Source organism: Streptomyces sp. NBC_01197 (assembly GCF_036010505.1).
Lineage (GTDB): Bacteria > Actinomycetota > Actinomycetes > Streptomycetales > Streptomycetaceae > Streptomyces.
This window is the reverse complement of the sequence record NZ_CP108569.1, coordinates 1,498,456-1,515,056: the sequence shown is the minus strand read 5'-3', so window position 1 is coordinate 1,515,056 and position 16,601 is coordinate 1,498,456. Positions and strand designations below refer to the sequence as shown.

The 16,601-nt window shown below is 70.5% G+C and carries 17 protein-coding genes and 1 pseudogene; 5 read left to right on the top strand and 13 right to left on the bottom strand.

Going from position 1 to position 16,601, the window contains the following annotated elements:
- Positions 1-172: 172 nt before the first annotated feature.
- The 3 genes from OG452_RS06820 to OG452_RS06810 are packed head-to-tail and all read left to right on the top strand — an operon-like array spanning position 173 to position 2,522.
- Positions 173-778: an ABC transporter ATP-binding protein gene (locus tag OG452_RS06820; protein ID WP_327294722.1), complete on the top strand. Its 606-nt coding sequence runs from the start codon at positions 173-175 to the stop codon at positions 776-778.
- Entirely contained in the window at positions 775-1,623 is an 849-nt protein-coding gene (locus tag OG452_RS06815) for an ABC transporter permease (RefSeq protein ID WP_327294721.1), read from the top strand. The genes OG452_RS06820 and OG452_RS06815 overlap by 4 nt, the downstream gene beginning before the upstream one ends.
- A complete protein-coding gene (locus OG452_RS06810; RefSeq protein ID WP_327294720.1) occupies positions 1,605-2,522 on the top strand; it encodes a squalene/phytoene synthase family protein in 918 nt (305 codons plus the stop codon). The genes OG452_RS06815 and OG452_RS06810 overlap by 19 nt, the downstream gene beginning before the upstream one ends.
- Before the next feature lie 83 nt (positions 2,523-2,605).
- On the opposite strand, the gene OG452_RS06805 is transcribed toward OG452_RS06810, so the two are convergent.
- Positions 2,606-3,712 (bottom strand): FAD-dependent oxidoreductase, encoded by a 1,107-nt coding sequence (locus tag OG452_RS06805; protein WP_327294719.1) that lies wholly within the window; start codon positions 3,710-3,712, stop codon positions 2,606-2,608.
- Positions 3,598-4,719: an IS630 family transposase gene (locus OG452_RS06800; protein ID WP_327294718.1), complete on the bottom strand. Its 1,122-nt coding sequence runs from the start codon at positions 4,717-4,719 to the stop codon at positions 3,598-3,600. The genes OG452_RS06805 and OG452_RS06800 overlap by 115 nt, the downstream gene beginning before the upstream one ends.
- Before the next feature lie 139 nt (positions 4,720-4,858).
- Between OG452_RS06800 and OG452_RS35360 the strand changes: the two are divergent.
- Together OG452_RS35360 and OG452_RS06795 are read left to right on the top strand one after the other, a co-directional pair.
- A pseudogene (locus OG452_RS35360) lies at positions 4,859-4,927 on the top strand (FAD-dependent monooxygenase); the annotation flags it as partial.
- Between the two features lie 67 nt (positions 4,928-4,994).
- A complete protein-coding gene (locus OG452_RS06795; protein ID WP_327294717.1) occupies positions 4,995-6,296 on the top strand; it encodes an FAD-dependent monooxygenase in 1,302 nt (433 codons plus the stop codon).
- Positions 6,297-6,369: 73 nt separating this feature from the next.
- On the opposite strand, the gene OG452_RS06790 is transcribed toward OG452_RS06795, so the two are convergent.
- The 11 genes from OG452_RS06790 to OG452_RS06745 all read right to left on the bottom strand — a co-directional run bounded on the left by OG452_RS06790 (position 6,370) and on the right by OG452_RS06745 (position 16,600).
- Positions 6,370-7,107 (bottom strand): DUF6390 family protein, encoded by a 738-nt coding sequence (locus tag OG452_RS06790; protein WP_327294716.1) that lies wholly within the window; start codon positions 7,105-7,107, stop codon positions 6,370-6,372.
- Positions 7,108-8,175, bottom strand: a complete 1,068-nt coding sequence (hypE, locus tag OG452_RS06785; protein ID WP_327299533.1) for a hydrogenase expression/formation protein HypE — start codon at positions 8,173-8,175, stop codon at positions 7,108-7,110.
- An 8-nt stretch (positions 8,176-8,183) separates the two neighbouring features.
- The gene (hypD, locus tag OG452_RS06780) at positions 8,184-9,287 is read right to left on the bottom strand and encodes a hydrogenase formation protein HypD (RefSeq protein ID WP_327294715.1); all 1,104 of its coding nucleotides are present in this window, start codon (positions 9,285-9,287) and stop codon (positions 8,184-8,186) included.
- Positions 9,284-9,586 carry a HypC/HybG/HupF family hydrogenase formation chaperone gene (locus OG452_RS06775; protein ID WP_327294714.1) on the bottom strand — a complete coding sequence of 101 codons (303 nt, stop codon included), beginning with the start codon at positions 9,584-9,586 and terminating at the stop codon, positions 9,284-9,286. The genes hypD and OG452_RS06775 overlap by 4 nt, the downstream gene beginning before the upstream one ends.
- A gap of 67 nt (positions 9,587-9,653) precedes the next feature.
- Entirely contained in the window at positions 9,654-12,260 is a 2,607-nt protein-coding gene (hypF, locus tag OG452_RS06770; protein WP_327294713.1) for a carbamoyltransferase HypF, read from the bottom strand.
- Positions 12,261-12,262: 2 nt separating this feature from the next.
- The gene (locus OG452_RS06765) at positions 12,263-12,757 is read right to left on the bottom strand and encodes a hydrogenase maturation protease (protein WP_327294712.1); all 495 of its coding nucleotides are present in this window, start codon (positions 12,755-12,757) and stop codon (positions 12,263-12,265) included.
- Between the two features lie 52 nt (positions 12,758-12,809).
- Entirely contained in the window at positions 12,810-12,929 is a 120-nt protein-coding gene (locus OG452_RS35355; protein WP_371534969.1) for a DUF6893 family small protein, read from the bottom strand.
- Entirely contained in the window at positions 12,926-14,356 is a 1,431-nt protein-coding gene (locus OG452_RS06760) for a hypothetical protein (RefSeq protein WP_327294711.1), read from the bottom strand. Before OG452_RS06760 ends, OG452_RS35355 begins: the two co-directional genes overlap by 4 nt.
- Positions 14,353-15,009 carry a DUF6084 family protein gene (locus OG452_RS06755; RefSeq protein WP_327294710.1) on the bottom strand — a complete coding sequence of 219 codons (657 nt, stop codon included), beginning with the start codon at positions 15,007-15,009 and terminating at the stop codon, positions 14,353-14,355. Before OG452_RS06755 ends, OG452_RS06760 begins: the two co-directional genes overlap by 4 nt.
- The gene (locus tag OG452_RS06750; protein ID WP_327294709.1) at positions 15,006-15,659 is read right to left on the bottom strand and encodes a DUF5947 family protein; all 654 of its coding nucleotides are present in this window, start codon (positions 15,657-15,659) and stop codon (positions 15,006-15,008) included. Before OG452_RS06750 ends, OG452_RS06755 begins: the two co-directional genes overlap by 4 nt.
- Positions 15,656-16,600, bottom strand: coding sequence for a NifU family protein (locus OG452_RS06745; RefSeq protein WP_327294708.1), 945 nt, complete (start codon positions 16,598-16,600; stop codon positions 15,656-15,658). The genes OG452_RS06750 and OG452_RS06745 overlap by 4 nt, the downstream gene beginning before the upstream one ends.
- Between the last annotated feature and the right edge of the window lies 1 nt (position 16,601).

Genomic DNA, 16,601 nt, shown 5'->3' with positions numbered 1-16,601 from the left:
AACCAGGGCGGCGTCGTTCAGGGGTTCCGTCCAGTTTGATCCGAGGGTGGCCAGTGGTCGGGTGGCGTCTCGGCCGTGTCCGTGGCGGTGGGGCGGCGTCCCGTTTCCTTTTCCGCCTCTTGATCGTTGGGGAATCCAGTCGTGGTCGAGCCGATGTAGGGGTGGAGGCGGGGTGGAGGTCAGGGATGTGCATCATGCCTACGGTCGGCGTCTGGTCCTGCGAGGCGTTGACATGCGGCTTCGGGCCGGGACGCTGTGCGGGATCGTCGGGGAGAACGGCGCCGGCAAGTCCACGCTACTGAAAGTGCTTTCCGGTGAGCTGCGGCCCACGCGCGGCACTGTCCGTCACGGTGGCCGGTTCGGTTACTGTCCGCAGCACGTCGTCCTCAATGACGCTCTGTCCGTCCGGCAGCACCTGACGTTCTTCCAGACGGCCTATCGCCTCGCCGATATGCGGTATGCCGAGGAGGTCATGGACGTGCTGGGCTTCACCGGTTACCTCGATGAGCGGGCCGGGGTGCTCAGCGGCGGGACGCGGCAGAAGCTGAACGTGACGCTGGCGCTCATGCACGATCCGCAGGTGCTTCTGCTTGACGAGCCGTACCAGGGGTTCGACTGGGACACCTACCAGCGGTTCTGGAGCCTGGCCGTGCGGCTGCGTGACGCGGGGCGTTCAGTCCTGGTCGTCTCCCATCTGGCGTACGACACCGAGCGACTGGACGCGTTGTGGCGTCTGGACGGCGGGGTGCTCCGCCCGGACACGGCGGTGGCCGCGTGAGGTTTCACCTGACCCGGTTCGCCATCGCCACACGGTTCGCGCTGATCGAGCACGGCCGCAACCGGTTCGCCGTGCTCCTGGTGATCCTTTTCGTTCCCCTGTGGACGACCCTGGCGTATCTGGCGATGCCCGACACCCCAACACGTATGTGGCTACACGCCACCGGCGAGGTGCTTGCCCCGCCCGGCAACGAACTGACCGAGATCAGCGGCGCGCTCAACGCAGTGACGCTGATCACCGGTTCCATGATGTTCGCCGCCACGTTCTCCGGCAGCTTCTTCGACCGCCGGCTGGCGATGGCGGGCTACCCGCGCACGCATCTCGTCCTGGCCAAGGTCACCGCCCTGGCTTTGGTCTCTGCGGCGGTCGCCGCTTACGCCACCGCGGTCACTTCCCTGGCCTGGACACCTCGCCAGCCCGTCCTGCTCGCCGCCGCACTGTTCTGCGCCGGGCTGACCTATGGCGCTCTTGGCGTCGGGTTCGGGTCCCTGCTGCGTCGGGAGGTCGAGGGCATGTTTGCCATCTTGATGACCAGCATCATCGACCTCGGGTTGCAGAACCCCATCGGCAGCACTGCGGCCGGAAGCCCGATCATGCGCTACCTGCCCTCCTACGGGGCCATGCAGGCCAGCACGGCGGCCGGATTCTCCAGCAGCCCGGTGCCCCGATACCTGGCCATCCAGCTCACCTGGTTCGCGGGGGCCGCCCTGATCGCCCTGGTGTGCTTCCACCGCAGCACCAACAGCGCCCTGCCGCCGACCGCTCAGGCCCCTGAGCCCGAGCCGGCTCAATGTGACCGCCGCATCAGCTCCATGGAGGACACAACGTGCAGCCCCTCCTCCTGACCGGCTACCAGCGCACCCTGACCCAGGCCGAGATCCCCTGCCCCCTCCACGCGGCGTACACCGCCGCTGCCGCCTACATGGCCCGCCGCGAGCGCGCCGTAACCCTCACCGTCCGCCACCTCGCCCCCCAGGAACTACAACCGCACCTGTTGGCCGTGCTCGCCTTCGGCTGCGTCAGTGACGACACCGCGGACGACAACCCCGGCAACACGACCACCGTGAACGCCTGGGCCGACCACGCCCTGAAAGCCCTCGACGGCGGCCCCACCACACACCCCATCCTTCGGGCCCTCGTTCACACCCTCCTCGTCCGCAAGACCCCCGACCACTGGGTGCGCCTCTTCATCACCCGCACCCGCGACGAGACGCACTTCACCGGCTTCGACACCGACGACGACTTCACCGCGTGCGTACGCGCCTATACCTATCCCTTGCTGATGATGTCCGTCGACGTCCAGTACCCCGGCGGGGCCGACGCCCGGCAAGCCGAGGAATGGTTCCCGCTCGCCGAGGCATTCCACCGCATCGACTCCCTCTGCGACCTTGCCGACGACCTGGGCCAAGGACGCCTGACGATCCCCCGCCAGGACCTCGCCGACCACGACCTGACCCCCTGTGACCTCACCTTCTCGGGGCCGTCACCTGGCCAAGTCCGTGAGGTACTGCGCCTGATGTGCCGCCGGGCATGGACCGCGCACGAGGCGAGCCTGGCCTGCGCAGAAGCAGCCGCACCCGCGTACCGGCGGATGGCCCTCGCAGCCTGGGACCTCCAAGGCCGCCGCCTGGCCCGCTGTGAAACGGCCGGACTGCAGCTCTTGCGCCGGGTGGTGCATGTGGGCAAGACCGACGCGGTGCGCGTCGCGGTATCCGATGCCATCCGCCAGTGGAACAGCCGTTGATCACCACCCGCAGTGTCGGCGACCCGCTCTCCTCATGACGCTGCGCTGCCGCCAGGTCCCAGCGCAGCTCCCATCCCGGATGGTCAGGCAGCAGGGGTGAGCTTGAGCAGGGCGCTGATGATGCGGTCCGTTGCGTCCTTGCCACGGGGGTCGGTCAGGTTGGCGCTCAGCTTGAGCGCGAGGCGGCGCAGGGCGGGGCGGTGCAGGAGTTGGGTGGTGAGTGACTGGACGAGGCGTGGCTGGGCGTAGGTGAGTTGGACGCCCAGACGGCCAAGGGTGAAGTAGCTGCCGAAGGCGTCCTTGAGCGCCTGCGGGTATGCATGCAGGGCTTGTTCGCGCCGCCTCGCGCTGGAGCGGGCCAGCGCCTGCGTGATGATCTCCGCGCTGAGACGGCCGGATTCCAGGGCGTAGTCGATGCCCTCCCCGGTGATCGGGTTGATCATGCCCGCAGCGTCGCCCGTCAGCAGCACTCCGCGGGCGTACTGCGGTCGGCGGCTCAGTCCCGTGGGCAGCGCGTGACCTCGAAGGGGGCCGTCGGCGTGGTCGTCGTCGATGTGCCAGTGCCTGGGCAGGCGCGCTGTCCATTCTCTGAACAAGGCGCGGTGGTCGATGTCGAGCTTCCGGTTGACGGTGAAGGTGCCGATGCCCACGTTCCAGATGCCGTCGCCGAGGGGGAAGATCCATCCGTAACCGGGCAGGATCCGGTCGCGGCCATGGGCGTCCCGGGCCCGGAGGTCCAGCCAGGTCTCCAGGTAGTCGTCGCTCGTACGCGGCGTGGTGTAGTAGCGGCGCACCGCCACACCCATGGCACGGTCCCTGCGCTGCGGCCGGCCCATAATCCGCGCCATGGGACTGGCGGCGCCGTCAGCAGCGACGACCAACCGGGCACCGTAGAGATACCGGCCACCGTCCCGCTGGACGACAACGCCGCGGACGCCCCCCGTGCGGTCGTCCAAAGCAGCATCGATGACCTTGGTGCCCTCCAGCAGCCGGGCGCCGGCCGCTTCCGCATGCCGAGCGAGGAGCTGGTCAAGGTCCCGGCGGGTCCGGACCAGGCCGAAGTCGGGGTAGCTGGCTAGTGTCCTGCGCCAGAGATCCGTTGGCAGAAGCGGGCGAGCGAGTCGAGGATCTCTTCGGCTGTTTTGGTCCAGGTGAACGGGGTCGGGCTTTCGTTCCACTGCTTGACCCATGCACGGATGTCCGCCTCCAGGGAGCGCACGCTTTTGTGGGCGCCACGACGGATCTTCTGGTCTGCGAGGAAGCCGAACCACCGCTCCACCTGGTTGATCCAGGAGGAGCCGGTGGGCGTGAAGTGCAGGTGGAACCGGGGGTGTTTGGCCAGCCATGCCCTGATCGCCGGTGTCTTGTGGGTGCCGTAGTTGTCCACGATGAGGTGGACCTGGAGGTGCCCGGGGACCTCTTTCTCGATCTTGACGAGGAACTTCTTGAACTCCGCTGCCCGGTGCCGACGATGAAGGCTGGTGATGACTTCACCGGTGGCGACGTCGAAAGCCGCGAACAAGGTGGTCAGGCCGTTGCGAACATAGTCATGGGTGCGGCGCTCGGGCATGCCCGGCATCATCGGCAGCACCGGCTGAGAGCGGTCCAGGGCCTGAATCTGGGACTTCTCGTCCACCGAAAGCACCACCGCGCCCTCGGGCGGGTTGAAGTACAGCCCCACCACGTCGTAGACCTTCTCCACGAACAACGGATCCGTCGAGAGCTTGAAAGTGTCGCTCAGGTGCGGCTTGAGCTGGAACTTCCGCCAGATCCGGCCCACGGTCGACTTCGACAGCCCACTGCGGTCGGCCATCGAGGCACGCGACCAGTGAGTGGCATTCTTCGGGATCTCCTCCAACGTGCTGACCACGACTGCCTCTACCTGATCGACACTGATGCTGGGCGGCCGGCCCGGCCGGGGCTCGTCCACCAACCCGTCCAGCCGGCCGGCCAGGAACCGGCGACGCCACTTGCGGACCGTGTCCGCCGCGATCCGTAACTCCCGTGCCACCACGACAGTCGGCGGAACATCGGCGCCGACACATGCCAGCACGATGCGGGCCCGCAGGGCCACCGCCTGGGCAGACGACGCCCGCCGGGCCCAACGCTCCAACACCACACGCTCATCGGCGGACAACAACAACGGTTCCAACTTCGGGCCACGACGTGGCACCGGCACAGCCCCAGAGGCACTCATACACAAACTAACGACGGACCTCTGGCGCAGGACACTAGACAGTGTCAGGTACCAACGCAATCACACCGGTTTCTGGCTTGGGTGACCCGGCTGACGGAGCGTTGGCTCTGTCCCGATCGACACAACCACAGGAGAGTCCATGGACACCGATGTGCTCATCGTCGGCGCCGGTCCGACCGGAATGACGCTGGCCAACGAGCTGCTGATGGCCGGGGTGCCGACCGTGATGGTCGACAAGCTGTCGCAGCGCAGCGACCCTGTCCAGAGCGGGCGGCGTGCAGTCCCGCACACTGGAGGCGCTCGACCAGCGAGGGCTGCTGGAGCCGTTGCTGGCCACCGGAGATCACCCCGTCGGCACGGGTCATTTCGCCGGTATCCCCCTCCCGCTCCACGCCAACCGGCACCGTCTGCCCTGGCGTTCCGTGCCGCAGGTGGTGATCGAGGGGTTCTTCGAGCAGCACCTCGCCGCGCACGGGCTCCACGCCCGGAGGGACCACGAACTGGCCGGCCTCGCCCAGGACGACAACGGGGTCACCGCGACCTTCGCCAACGGCGCCACCTTTCGCTCCCGTTACCTCGTCGCCGCCGACGGAGCCCACAGCACCGTGCGGTCGCTCCTGCGGGCCGAGTTCCCCGGTGAGCCCGGTACAGTGACGATCACCGCCGCCGACGTGCGGCTGAGCGGCGTCGATCCGTCCATGTCGCACACCTGGAGCGAGGACGGGCACTGGGCGGCACTGTTCCCGCTCGGCACCGATCCGCAGGGCAGGCAGCTGCGCCGACTGGTACTCGGCGGGCCGGGCCGATCACTGCCGAGGGAGACCCCGGTCACCGAGGGTGAAATCCGCGACGGCCTGCGCGCCGTGTTCGGGACGCGGGCGCACCTGCTCGAACTGCGCTACGGCCGCCGTATCACCAACACGTCACGGCAGGTCCGGCAGTACCGGCACGGACGGGTCTTCCTGGCGGGCGATGCCGCCCATGTCCACCTTCCGCTCGGCGCGCAGGGCATGAACACCGGGATCCAGGACGCGCTCAACCTCGGTTGGAAACTCGGCGCCGCCGTGCACGGCTGGGCACCGGAGAACCTGCTCGACACGTATCACGCGGAACGGCATCCGGCCGGGGCCGCCGTATTGCGCAACGTCCGGGCGCAGAGCCTGCTGATGGACTGGGCCGGCACCCGCGATCCGGAGGTGCTGGCCGCTCGGGAGATCTTCACGGACATGGCCCGACTGCCGGACGTCCAGAACTATCTCGCCGACCTGATGTCCGGGATGGCCAACCCCTACCCGATGCCGGGTAACGAAGCCCATCCGCTCGTCGGCCGGCCCGCACCGGACCTGGACCTCGGTACGACCCGGGTGCACGAACTGCTGCGGTCCGGGCACGGCCTCCTCCTCGACCCGGCTGACACGTTCGCCAGGGTCGCCGGCCCCTGGTCGGACCGGGTGGACCGGGTGGGCCAGGGCGCCGATACCGAGGCGATGCTCATCCGGCCGGACGGTTACGTTTGCTGGGCAAGCGCGGATGACCTGGAACCGGCGCTCCACTACTGGTTCGGCGAGCCCCGCTGAACCGACGTCGAGCAAGCCGGCCTTCGAGGAGAGGCTGGTGCACAGGCGACAAGCCGCATCCCGGACATGAAGATCACGATCTGCGGCCGGAGCACTGAGCGGTGTCCTCCGGGACCACGCCGTGCCGCCGGCCCTCGATCGACTCGATGCGCGCGGCCTGCGCATCGGTGAGCACATCGCAGATCCAGTCCCAGTGCAGCGCCACCCGGTCGCCGGGGGAGACCCCGGCGATCAGCGACCTGCCACCCGTCGACCAGCGGACCGGCTCCCGCCGGGGCGGCCCCGGGGCGAGCACCTTCCCGTCCCAGCTCAGCGGACGGGACTCGACGGTCGCCGACTCACCGTCGACGCCGACGACCACCCCCGTACGGATACGGCACTGGTCGAGCACGGACAGTGCGACCGGGTTGCCGCCCGCGCGCAGCAGCGCCGCCCACGGGTACACGTCGAATACCTGGAAACTGTGGTGGGGCAGGGCCCGGTGCGCCGCCTCCCGCCAGGTGCCGCCCGGCTGTCCCCGGAACCGGTCGAGCAGACGGTCCACCAGCGCCCCGGAGTCGGCCAGGTCCAGCAGTTCGTTGCCGATCCAGTACGCCTCCACCACCCGGACGTCGAGCGGATCGGGGATGCCGGCTGACTCCGCCAGGAATTCGAGATAGCACCAGGCCCCGTCGAACTGCCGGGCCCGCTCCTCCATCCCGGCCACCGCGCCGGGGCGCAGCAGCGCGGTGGCGTCGTCAGGACCGCAGTAGCCGAGTTCGTTGGGGGGATAGGCGTATCGCGCGAACAGCAGCGCGCCCTCCGCGCTCATTCAGCAGATCCGGGGCAGCTGCTCGCCGATCGGCAGCCCGACCACCCGGCTGCCGCCGAGCCCGGTCCTGACCACCACCATCCCGGCGTGGTCCGGGACGCAGGTGCCGATCCGGCAGGCCGAGCGGCCCAGCGGGTGCGCCCGCAGCGCCGCGAGGACCTGGTCGGCGCTCTCGCCGGGAACCAAGGCGAGCAGCTTCCCCTCGTTGGCCACCTGGAGCGGGTCGAGCCCCAGCAGGCTGCACGCGTCGCGCACCGTCTCCGGGACCGGCAACTCCCGCTCCACCAGCTCGATCCCGACGTCCGACGCCACGGCGATCTCGTTCAGCGAGGCCGCGACACCACCACGGGTCGGGTCCCGCAGCACATGGAGATCCGTACCGGTGGCGATCATGTCGGCGACGAGGCCGTGCAGCGCGGCCGTGTCGCTCTCGACCGTGGTGCCGAACTCAAGCCCGTCCCGGCAGCTCATCACCGCCACCCCGTGCACCCCGATGTCACCGCTGACGAGCACGGCGTCCCCGGGGCGCGCACGGCGCGGCCCGATGTCGACACCGTCGGGCACCATGCCGATCCCGGCGGTGTTGATGAAGACGCCGTCCCCGCTCGCGCTGTCCACGACCTTGGTGTCCCCGGTGACGAGCCGTACTCCCGCGGACCGGGCGGCGGCGCCCAACGCCTGGGCGATACGGCCGAGTTCACCGAGCCCGGTGCCCTCCTGGAGGATGAAGGCGGTCGAGAGGAACAGCGGCACCGCGCCCGACATCGCGAGGTCGTTCACCGTCCCGTTCACGGCCAGATCACCGATCGACCCGCCGGGGAAGAACATCGGCTTCACCACGTAGGAGTCGGTGGAGAAGGCGAGCCGGGGGCCCCCGCCGACGGACAGCACGGCGGAGTCGCCCAGTTCGGCCGCGGCCGCCGCACCGTACGCGGGCAGGAACAGATGCTCGATCAGCTCGCCCGACATCGCGCCGCCGCCCCCGTGGCCCATCACCACGGATGGCGTCTCGCGCAGCGGGACCGGACAGACCCAGCTCTCGAAGTCGAGCTCGGCGGGGGACTGCATCGCTTCGGTCACTTGGCTTCGACCAGTTCCAGTCGGCGGTACGTGTGGTAGGCGGCGCAGGCGCCCTCGGACGACACCATCGTGGCGCCCAGCGGGTTGCGCGGGGTGCACTCCTTGCCGAAGGCCGCGCACTCAAGTGGTTTGATCAGGCCCTGGAGCACCTCGCCCGACCGGCACAGGGCCGACTCGGCCGTATGGATACCGGACACGTCGAACCGCTGCTCCGCGTCGAACTCGGCGTAACCGGGTGACAGCCGCCAGCCGCTGCGCGGGATCGTCCCGATGCCGCGCCACGTCCGGTCGGTCACCTCGAAGACATCCCGCAGCATCTCCATGGCGGGCAGGTTGCCTTCCTCGCGTACGGCGCGGGAGTAGGCGTTCTCCACTTCGTGGCGGCCCTCTTCGAGCTGGACGATCGTGCGCCGGATGCCTTCGAGGATGTCCAGCGGCTCGAAGCCGGTGACGACGATGGGCACCCGGTACTTCTCCGCCAGCGGCGGGTACTCCGCCGTGCCCATCACGCTGCACACATGCCCGGCGGCCAGGAATGCCTGCACCCGGCAGGTGGCGGACTCCATGATCGCCGAGATCGCGGGCGGCACCAGGACGTGGGAGACCAGCAGGGAGAAGTTGCGTACCCCGAGGCGCTTGGCCTGGTGGACGGTCATCGCGTTGGCCGGGGCCGTGGTCTCGAAGCCGATCCCGAAGAAGACGACCTCCCGGTCCGGGTTCTCCCGGGCCAGCTTCAGCGCGTCGAGCGGTGAGTACACCACCCGGACATCCCCTCCGGCGCTCTTCACCGAGAACAGGTCCTGGCTGCTGCCCGGCACCCGGAGCATGTCACCGAAGGAGCAGAAGATGACCCCCGGCCGGGCCGCGATGGCGAGCGCCCGGTCGATGATCTCCAGCGGGGTGACGCAGACCGGGCAGCCCGGCCCATGGATCAACTCGACGTCATCGGGCAGGAGTTGGTCGATACCGTGCCGGATGATCGAATGGGTCTGACCACCGCAGACCTCCATCATGGCCCACGGCCGTGTGGTCGCCGCGTGGATCTGGTCGAGCAGCTTCCTGGCCAGCTCGGGGTTGCTGAACTCGTCGAGATACTTCACCGGCCGACTCCTTCTGGGTGTTCCTGCTGAGCGGCCCGTGCGGCGAGTTCGAAGCCGTCGCCGAACTCCTCCTCCAGGATGCCGAGCCTGTCGAAATCGGCCAGCGTCCGCCGGGCCGACTCCTCGTCGAGGCGCTGGATGGCGAACCCGACGTGCACGATGACGTACTCACCGGCCGTCACATCCGGGATGTACTGGAGGCACACCTCTTTGCGTACCCCGCCGAAGTCGACATCGGCCATCAACGTGCCGTCGACCTCGGCGGTACTGAGGACGCGCCCCGGAACTGCCAGACACATGGTCCCTCTTCTCTGTGGATCCCCGGTGGATCCCGTGAATCTGTACGGATGACCTGACGTACGGGGGTCAGCCCGACGCGGCGATCAGAAGCTGGCCCAGGGCGATCCCTCCGTCGTTCGGGGGCAGGAGTCTCGGCCGGAGCACGGTGAAGCCAGCGTCTTCCAGGCCGTGTTGGACCGCACCGAGCAGTACGGCGTTCTGGAAGACACCACCGCCGAGAGCCACCACCCCGAGCCCCGTCCTGGCACGTGCGCGCTCGGCGAGGGAGACGGTCAGGGCGGCGACGCAGGTGTGGAACCGTGCCGCGATCAGCTCGGCCGGCACCCCCGCCCGTACGTCCGACACCACCGCGCGCACGACCGGGCCGGGGTCGGCGACGACGGGCTCCCCGTCCACCGCTTCCCTGATCCCGAAGGAGTACCGGCCGTCCGCAACCGCTCGGTCAGGACCGGCCGACCTGGCCAGCCCCTCAAGGCCGATCGCGGCCTCTGCCTCGTACTCCACCTCGTGCCGGACCCCGGCCAGCGAGGCCACCGCGTCGAAGAGCCGGCCCATGCTCGACGTCGGCACACAGCCGAACCCGGTACCGAACTGGTGGGCCAGCACGTCCCGTTCCCTCGGCGGGCAGGCCCGTACGGAGGGCAGCCGCTCGTCCCAGGCGACCCCGGCGGCACGGAGGTGGGCCAGCGCCATCCGGTACGGCCGCAGCACACTCGCGTCGCCGCCCGCCAGTGGCACGTACCCCAGGTGCGCCGACCGCTCGAACGACTTGTAACCGGCGATCAGCACCTCGCCGCCCCACACGGCCCCGTCCGTACCGGCGCCGGTGCCGTCGAAGGCCACACCGATCACGCTCTCGTCCGCCCCGATGCCGTGCTCACCCATGACCGAAGCGATATGGGCGTGGTGGTGCTGCACCCGCCGCACCGGCCGGGACCCGGCGTGCGCCACGGCCCAGGCGCCCGACCGGTAACCGGGGTGCAGATCGGCCACCAGCTGCCCGGGTTCGACCCCGGTGATCCGCTCCAGCTGCCGTTCCGTCCTGGTCAGCGCGGAGGCCGTGCCCAGATCGTCCATGTCGCCGATGTGCTGGCTCACCCAGGCGTACCGCCCGTCGCCGAGCGCGCAGGTGTTCTTGAGATCCGCGCCGGCCGCGAGGAGCGGCGGTACGTCGAAGGGCAGCGCCAGCGGCAGCGGGGCGTAACCGCGGGACCGGCGCAGCGGCAGCTCCGCGCCGGCCACGAACCGGCTGACCGAGTCGTCGCAGGGCACCTCGATCCGCCGGTCGTGCCGCAGCCAGGCATCGGCCAGCGAAGCGAGCCCGGTGAGGGCCGCGGCGTCATCGGTGACGATCGGCTCACCCGCCAGGTTGGCCGAGGTCATCACCAGCGCGTCGGGGCCCGGCCGGTCGTCCCCGACACCGAAGAGCAGGACGTGCAGGGGGGTGTACGGAAGCATCAGACCCAGATCCGGGCTGTCAGGCGCCACCGAACCGGATACCCCGGTCCGCTCCGGCGTCCCGCGCCGCGGCAGCAGCACGATCGGCCGGCGGGCACTGGTCAGCAGGCGCTCCTCGTCCTCGGTCAGCGTCACCAGCTGCGCCGCCACGCCGACGTCCGCGACCATCACCGCGAAGGGCTTGCCGCCACGCCGCTTGCGCCGCCGCAGCTCTGCCACGGCCGCCTCGTTGCGGGCGTCGCACGCGAGGTGGTAGCCGCCGAGCCCCTTCACCGCGACGATCCGGCCATCGGCCAGCAGCTCCCGGGCCCCCCGCAACGCGTTCTCGCGGCTCGCCGCCTGCGCACCGTCCTTGCGGACCAGTTCGAGAGTGGGCCCGCACGCGTGGCAGGCGATCGGCTGGGCGTGGAAGCGGCGGTCGGCCGGATCGCCGTACTCCGACCGGCAGTCGGCGCACATCTCGAAGGCGGCCATCGTGGTGGCCGCCCGGTCGTACGGCACACCGGTGACGATGGTGAACCGGGGGCCGCAGTGGGTGCAGGTGATGAAGGGATGGCGGTAGCGGCGGTTCGCCGGATCGCGCATCTCGTCCAGGCACTCCCGGCACGTCGCCACATCCGGCGAGACCAGGGTGCGGGCGGGCCCTTCCCCACGGGACTCCCCGATGGCGAACTCCGTTCCGCCCACGGGCGGCAGGTCCGACTCGTGGACGGACTCCACCACGGCGAGCACGGGCGCGTCCGTGCGCAGTCTCCTGCCGAACTCGGCCACCGCGCCTGCCTCGCCCTCGACTTCGGCGACCACCCCGGAGCCGGTGTTGACCACCGAGCCGCTGAGGGCGAGTTCGCGGGCGCTGACGTACACGAAGGGCCGGAACCCGACCCCCTGGACCACGCCGTGCACCTCGAACCGCCGCCGCAACCGGTCGACCGCGGCCTCACCGGACGGGGACTCACCGGGCGCGGCCTCAACGGGCTCTTCGTCGCGGGCCCGGCCCATCATCTCCAGGCCGGAGAGCGCCTCTCCCGCCTTCGCCGCGTCGATGACCTCCAGTGCGAAGCCCATGTGGAGAAGCACCCAGTCGCCGCCGGCCGGAGGGGAGTCGAGCATCCCGACGTTGACGCGCCGCCGCGCGCCCTCGACATCGACGAGCGCGAGCTGGCCGGCATATCCGTCGACGAGCTCCACGACCCGCCCCGGAATGCCAAGGCACATGATCAGGACCTCCTGGTCGGGGCGGGTCCGGCGGGCAGCAGCCGGCCCAGCAGAATCCCTACGGCCTCGATGGCCGCGGGCACCGCCGCGAGTACCGCGGGGCTGAGCCCGATGCCCTCACCGACGTCGGCGGGGGTGCAGCCCACGACGTAGGTGGACGGAAGGGTACCGCCCAGTTGTTCCAGATTTGCCAGTACTGCGACCGGATTCATACCGTGTGCATCGAATTCACCCGAACCGAGGTCGTCCGGACCCACTTCGAGTACAGTCACCTCGCCGGGCGGCCCCCCGCCCGGGCAGGCGTCGACCAGCACCAGCGCGTCGTACCCGTCCAGCAGGTCGTACGCGAGGTGCATGCCCCGGATTCCGTAGTCCACGACGCGGACGCCGGGCGGCAGTGTGTCCGCACCGGCGAGTGCCCGGACCACCTCGGGGCCGAATCCGTCATCGCTCAGGAAGAGGTTGCCGACCCCGGCGACCAGCACGCGATCCGTCACCGGCGCCACGCCCGGGCTGCTGCCGGGCCGGGCGCCGGGACCGACGCGGCGCTCACATCGAACGCATTCGCAGATACCGGCGGATGTCCGGGATCGACTGGACTCCCACGGCAACAGCGGCTGCCACCAGGACTGCGCCCGCGACTGCGGTGATCACGCCAAGGGTCTTCACGATGGGCTCTCCTCTCGGTTTTCGAGGGTTTCGAGGGTCCCGGCGGGCAGGGGCTCCAGCTCGTCGGGGGCGAAATAGAAGTAGCGGCCGTACCAGTCGTGCATGTCCGCCGCCGGATCGTCGACGAGGACCAGGGCGACGTGCGTCCCGCCGTCGACATCCGAGAGCACCGCGGTCACCCGCGCCACCTGACCGTCGAAGAACAGGTCCTGGGCGTCCGCCCGGCGTGAGGGGTGCACCCGCACCAGGCTGCCCTGCGAGACGCTGACGCCGTCGATCACCACAGCGTCGGACGCCGGACGGACGGCCGCGTCCGAAGCGGGGTCCCACCAGGGCGCGCCGCCGGTGTCGAACGCGGGCGGCTCACTGTCCCGGACGTCGGCGTTCAGCTGCGGCAGCGAGCCCGGGGCCGCTGCCGCGTGCGGTTCGCGCAGCAGCCCGTGCAACCGCTGGAGATCCGCGGCGGACATGGCGTCGCAGCGTTCGATGATCTCCCTCGCCCGGGGGTCGGTGGCCCGCGCCTCCGCCTTCTCCTGCTCGGTCATGGTCATGACCCGCAGGGTCAGGATCTCGTCGATCTCGGTGGAGTCGAACAGGGCGCCCGGGCTCTGCTCGGCCACCTCCGGGTAGTCGTAGAGGATGATCGGCGCGCCCAGGACGGTGTCAGCCGAGCCCTCGGCCCCGGCCAGGACCGGCCAGCACCTGCGCTGCCGGCAGCGGGCGGCGGCGGCCACCGCCTGCTCCGGCGGTTCGAGCAGCGAGACGAACTCGCCGCCGTGCGCCCGCAGGATCAGATGCGCTCCGATCAGCGAGCTGCGGATCGCGTCGTCCTTGGATGCGGGCGTCCCGGGGTGCTCGTTGGCCACGGCGAGCGACAGCCGCAGCAGACCGTCGTCGGCGGTGGCGTCCACCCGGATCCGGACGTCCAGCGGAAGCCGGCGCCGTACGATCCGGCCGACCGGTGCGCCGTCCGCGTCCGTCAGCTGCTCCACGTCTTCGCCGCCGGGCACCGTGCGCCGCACATCGGCCGGCTGCGCGAGGGAGAGCCCGGGCAGCACGATCTCCTGCTCGACCGCCTCCTCCCAGCTCAGCAACTGGACGCCGTCCACGTTCAGTCCGGTGACCGGAGTGTGGCCGCCGTCCGCCTCGCGCCGCTGCACCTCCCGCATCTGCACCTGGAGGAAGCGCAGATGAACCGTGACGGCGGCGGGGGACCCGTCCGGGGCCAGCAGGCACTGCATCGCCATGTCCGGCTCCTCGCCGAAGCAGGCGGGCGCCGCGGACGGCGGCCCCAGTACCCCGAACTGCCAGCGGGACCGGTTCTTGTGGGAGCTGGCCCGGTACGGGTACAGCAGGTACCCCTCGTACAGCACCGCGTCGGCGACCGTACGGACGTGGTCCAGGCTCAGGGCGTTCACGGGGGTCACGGGACCACCTCTCCGGTCTCGGCCAGCAGGGTGTGGACCGTCTCTTCCCAGCTGATCAGCCCGCGCTGTGCGCGGAAGCCGGCGAACTCGGTGATGACGTCGTGGTCGAGCCTGATCCACCCCGCGTTCGGGAAGTGGGCGGCGATCATCTCCCGCCACACCGCGACGGGCATCGGATGACGGGCTTCGCAGTCCCAGGGCACCTGCCGTACGCCGAAACCGGCGCTGCCCTTGGTGAAGACGGTGCCCGAGAAGAGCAGCGTGAGCGGCACCGCGCCTTCCCCGAGTGCGTGGAGATACCGCGAGCCGGTCACGTCGAAGTCATAGGTGCAGGGCAGCGCGAGGTCGACCTCGGTGGCGCCGGTGAACCCCTGGACCGTGGTGTTGCACTGCATCCAGAGGAACGGCCGCAGGGTGTCCGCCCACCGGGACCGCTCCCCGAACAGCCCGCGCAACCCCTCCTCCTCGGCCGCGTCGTACGAGCGGCGCTGCGGTTCGATACGGACCTGGCACTGCAGGACGATCGCGTGGATCCGCTCGCCGCTGCTCTCCTCGATCCGCAGCCGGGCCGTCAACTGGGGCGCCGCCGAGTACGGTTCGGCCACCACGTCGAGCACCGAGAAGTCCAGTAAGGAGAAGTCCGTGCCGCTCACGAGATCCCCTCCGCCGGGACGGTCCTGCTGCGCTCCCGTACCTGCGTGAAGAAGGCGTCCATCGCCGCGTGCGCCTCACGGCCGCCGTCGAAGCCGCGCCACAGCGTCCGCAGCTGGCCGACCAGCTCGTAACAGGCGTCGATGGGGACCAGATGGCATGAGCCGTCCCCGGTGCCGGGGCGGCGGACCAGCAGCGCTTCCACGTCGGGACGCAGCACCGCGAGCGCGGGCGCCGAGCGGACGACGGAGTCCCAGGCGTCCAGCGGGAGTTCGGACTCGGTGGCGCCCGCGGGCCCGGGGTAGAACGCGACCGTGCGGTCCTGCACCGAGTTGCGGAAGAGGAACGCCAGGCCCACGGGGATCTGGAGTTCGTCCCAGGCCCGTGCGTCCAGCGGCTCCCCGTCGAAGCGGAGATACCGTTCCGGCACCGCCCGGTAGCGCAGCTGCGCGTCCTCATCGGTGAAGAGGAGATAGCAGGCACGGCAGCTGCACATCAGCGCGCGGCTCTCCAGGTTCACCACGTGCGGGTGCTCGGGGACGACCGGCTCGGCGCACATCTCGCAGCGTTCACCAGCCGCCGGCTGCGGGCGGTTGCGGGTGATCCGCCGCAGCGCGGACACCGGGGTCGCCGTACGGCCCGGGGCGCTCACGCGGAGACCGGGGCGGGCACCGCGACGGAGACCGTCGGGCCGTCCACAAGCAGCGGCAGCGGGTCCAGGTGCAGCCCGTCCTCGTCGAGACAGGCACCGGCCCGTCGTACGTCGTAGTGCGCACGGCAGCCGGGGCACCGCAGCACACCGTCACCGGACGCGCCGCCCAGCCGGCGGGCCAACGCCGCGCCCTCCAGGGACCGGTCGCACCGCGCGCACCAGTCACGGAAGGCGAACAGGTCGGAGCCGATCCGGCAGGCAAGCACCGGGATCGTGCCCGCGCTGAAGTGCCGTACGCCACCGGGTTCCAGGGCGTCGAGCCCCGGCACGGCCTCCCAGGACGAACCTCCGTCGCCCGGAGCCGAAGCCGCCTCGTGGAGCCGGGAGAACAGCGAGTCCACCGTGACCAGCGGCCCGGGTTCGCCCGTACCGTCCGCTGCCGCCTCCACCTCGATCCCGGTGATCTCCGGGGCCGCGGCCTCGACCGCGCTGCGCACGGCCAGCTTGAGCGTGGCCGACGACGAGGGGCACCCGTCGCAGCTGCCGAGCAGCCGGAGCCTCACGACGCCGTCATCCGTGACGCCCAGCAGCTCCACATCGCCGCCGTGCGAACCGAGATACGGCCGGACGCTCTCCAGCGCCTCCTCGACCCGGGTCTCCACGCCGTACGGGTGCAGCCCGTGCACCAGCAGCAGGCTGGCCACCAGGTCGTCGGCCGCCAGGGCCGCCAGTACCTCGTCGTCCAGCCGGCCTTGCTCGTGCACCAGGTCGAGCAGCCGCTCCAGACCGGCGCCGTAGAAGTCCGTGACGAGCCGGACCAGTTCCTCGCTCCGCTCGCGGGCGACGGCGCCGCCCGCCGCGCTGGCGGCGATCAGTGTGTCGATACGGTCGCCGGCCGCCCGCCAGTCGGCGGGCCCGGACGCGGTCTGCTGTGCGGACACG

Excerpts from the sequence above, each read along its gene's own strand:
- OG452_RS06805 (WP_327294719.1), bottom strand. The coding sequence starts at position 3,712 with ATGGGTCAAGCAGTGGAACGAAAGCCCGACCCCGTTCACCTGGACCAA.
- OG452_RS06800 (WP_327294718.1), bottom strand. The coding sequence starts at position 4,719 with ATGAGTGCCTCTGGGGCTGTGCCGGTGCCACGTCGTGGCCCGAAGTTG.
- OG452_RS06790 (WP_327294716.1), bottom strand. The coding sequence starts at position 7,107 with ATGAGCGCGGAGGGCGCGCTGCTGTTCGCGCGATACGCCTATCCCCCC.
- hypE (WP_327299533.1), bottom strand. The coding sequence starts at position 8,175 with ATGCAGTCCCCCGCCGAGCTCGACTTCGAGAGCTGGGTCTGTCCGGTC.
- OG452_RS06775 (WP_327294714.1), bottom strand. The coding sequence starts at position 9,586 with ATGTGTCTGGCAGTTCCGGGGCGCGTCCTCAGTACCGCCGAGGTCGAC.
- hypF (WP_327294713.1), bottom strand. The coding sequence starts at position 12,260 with ATGTGCCTTGGCATTCCGGGGCGGGTCGTGGAGCTCGTCGACGGATAT.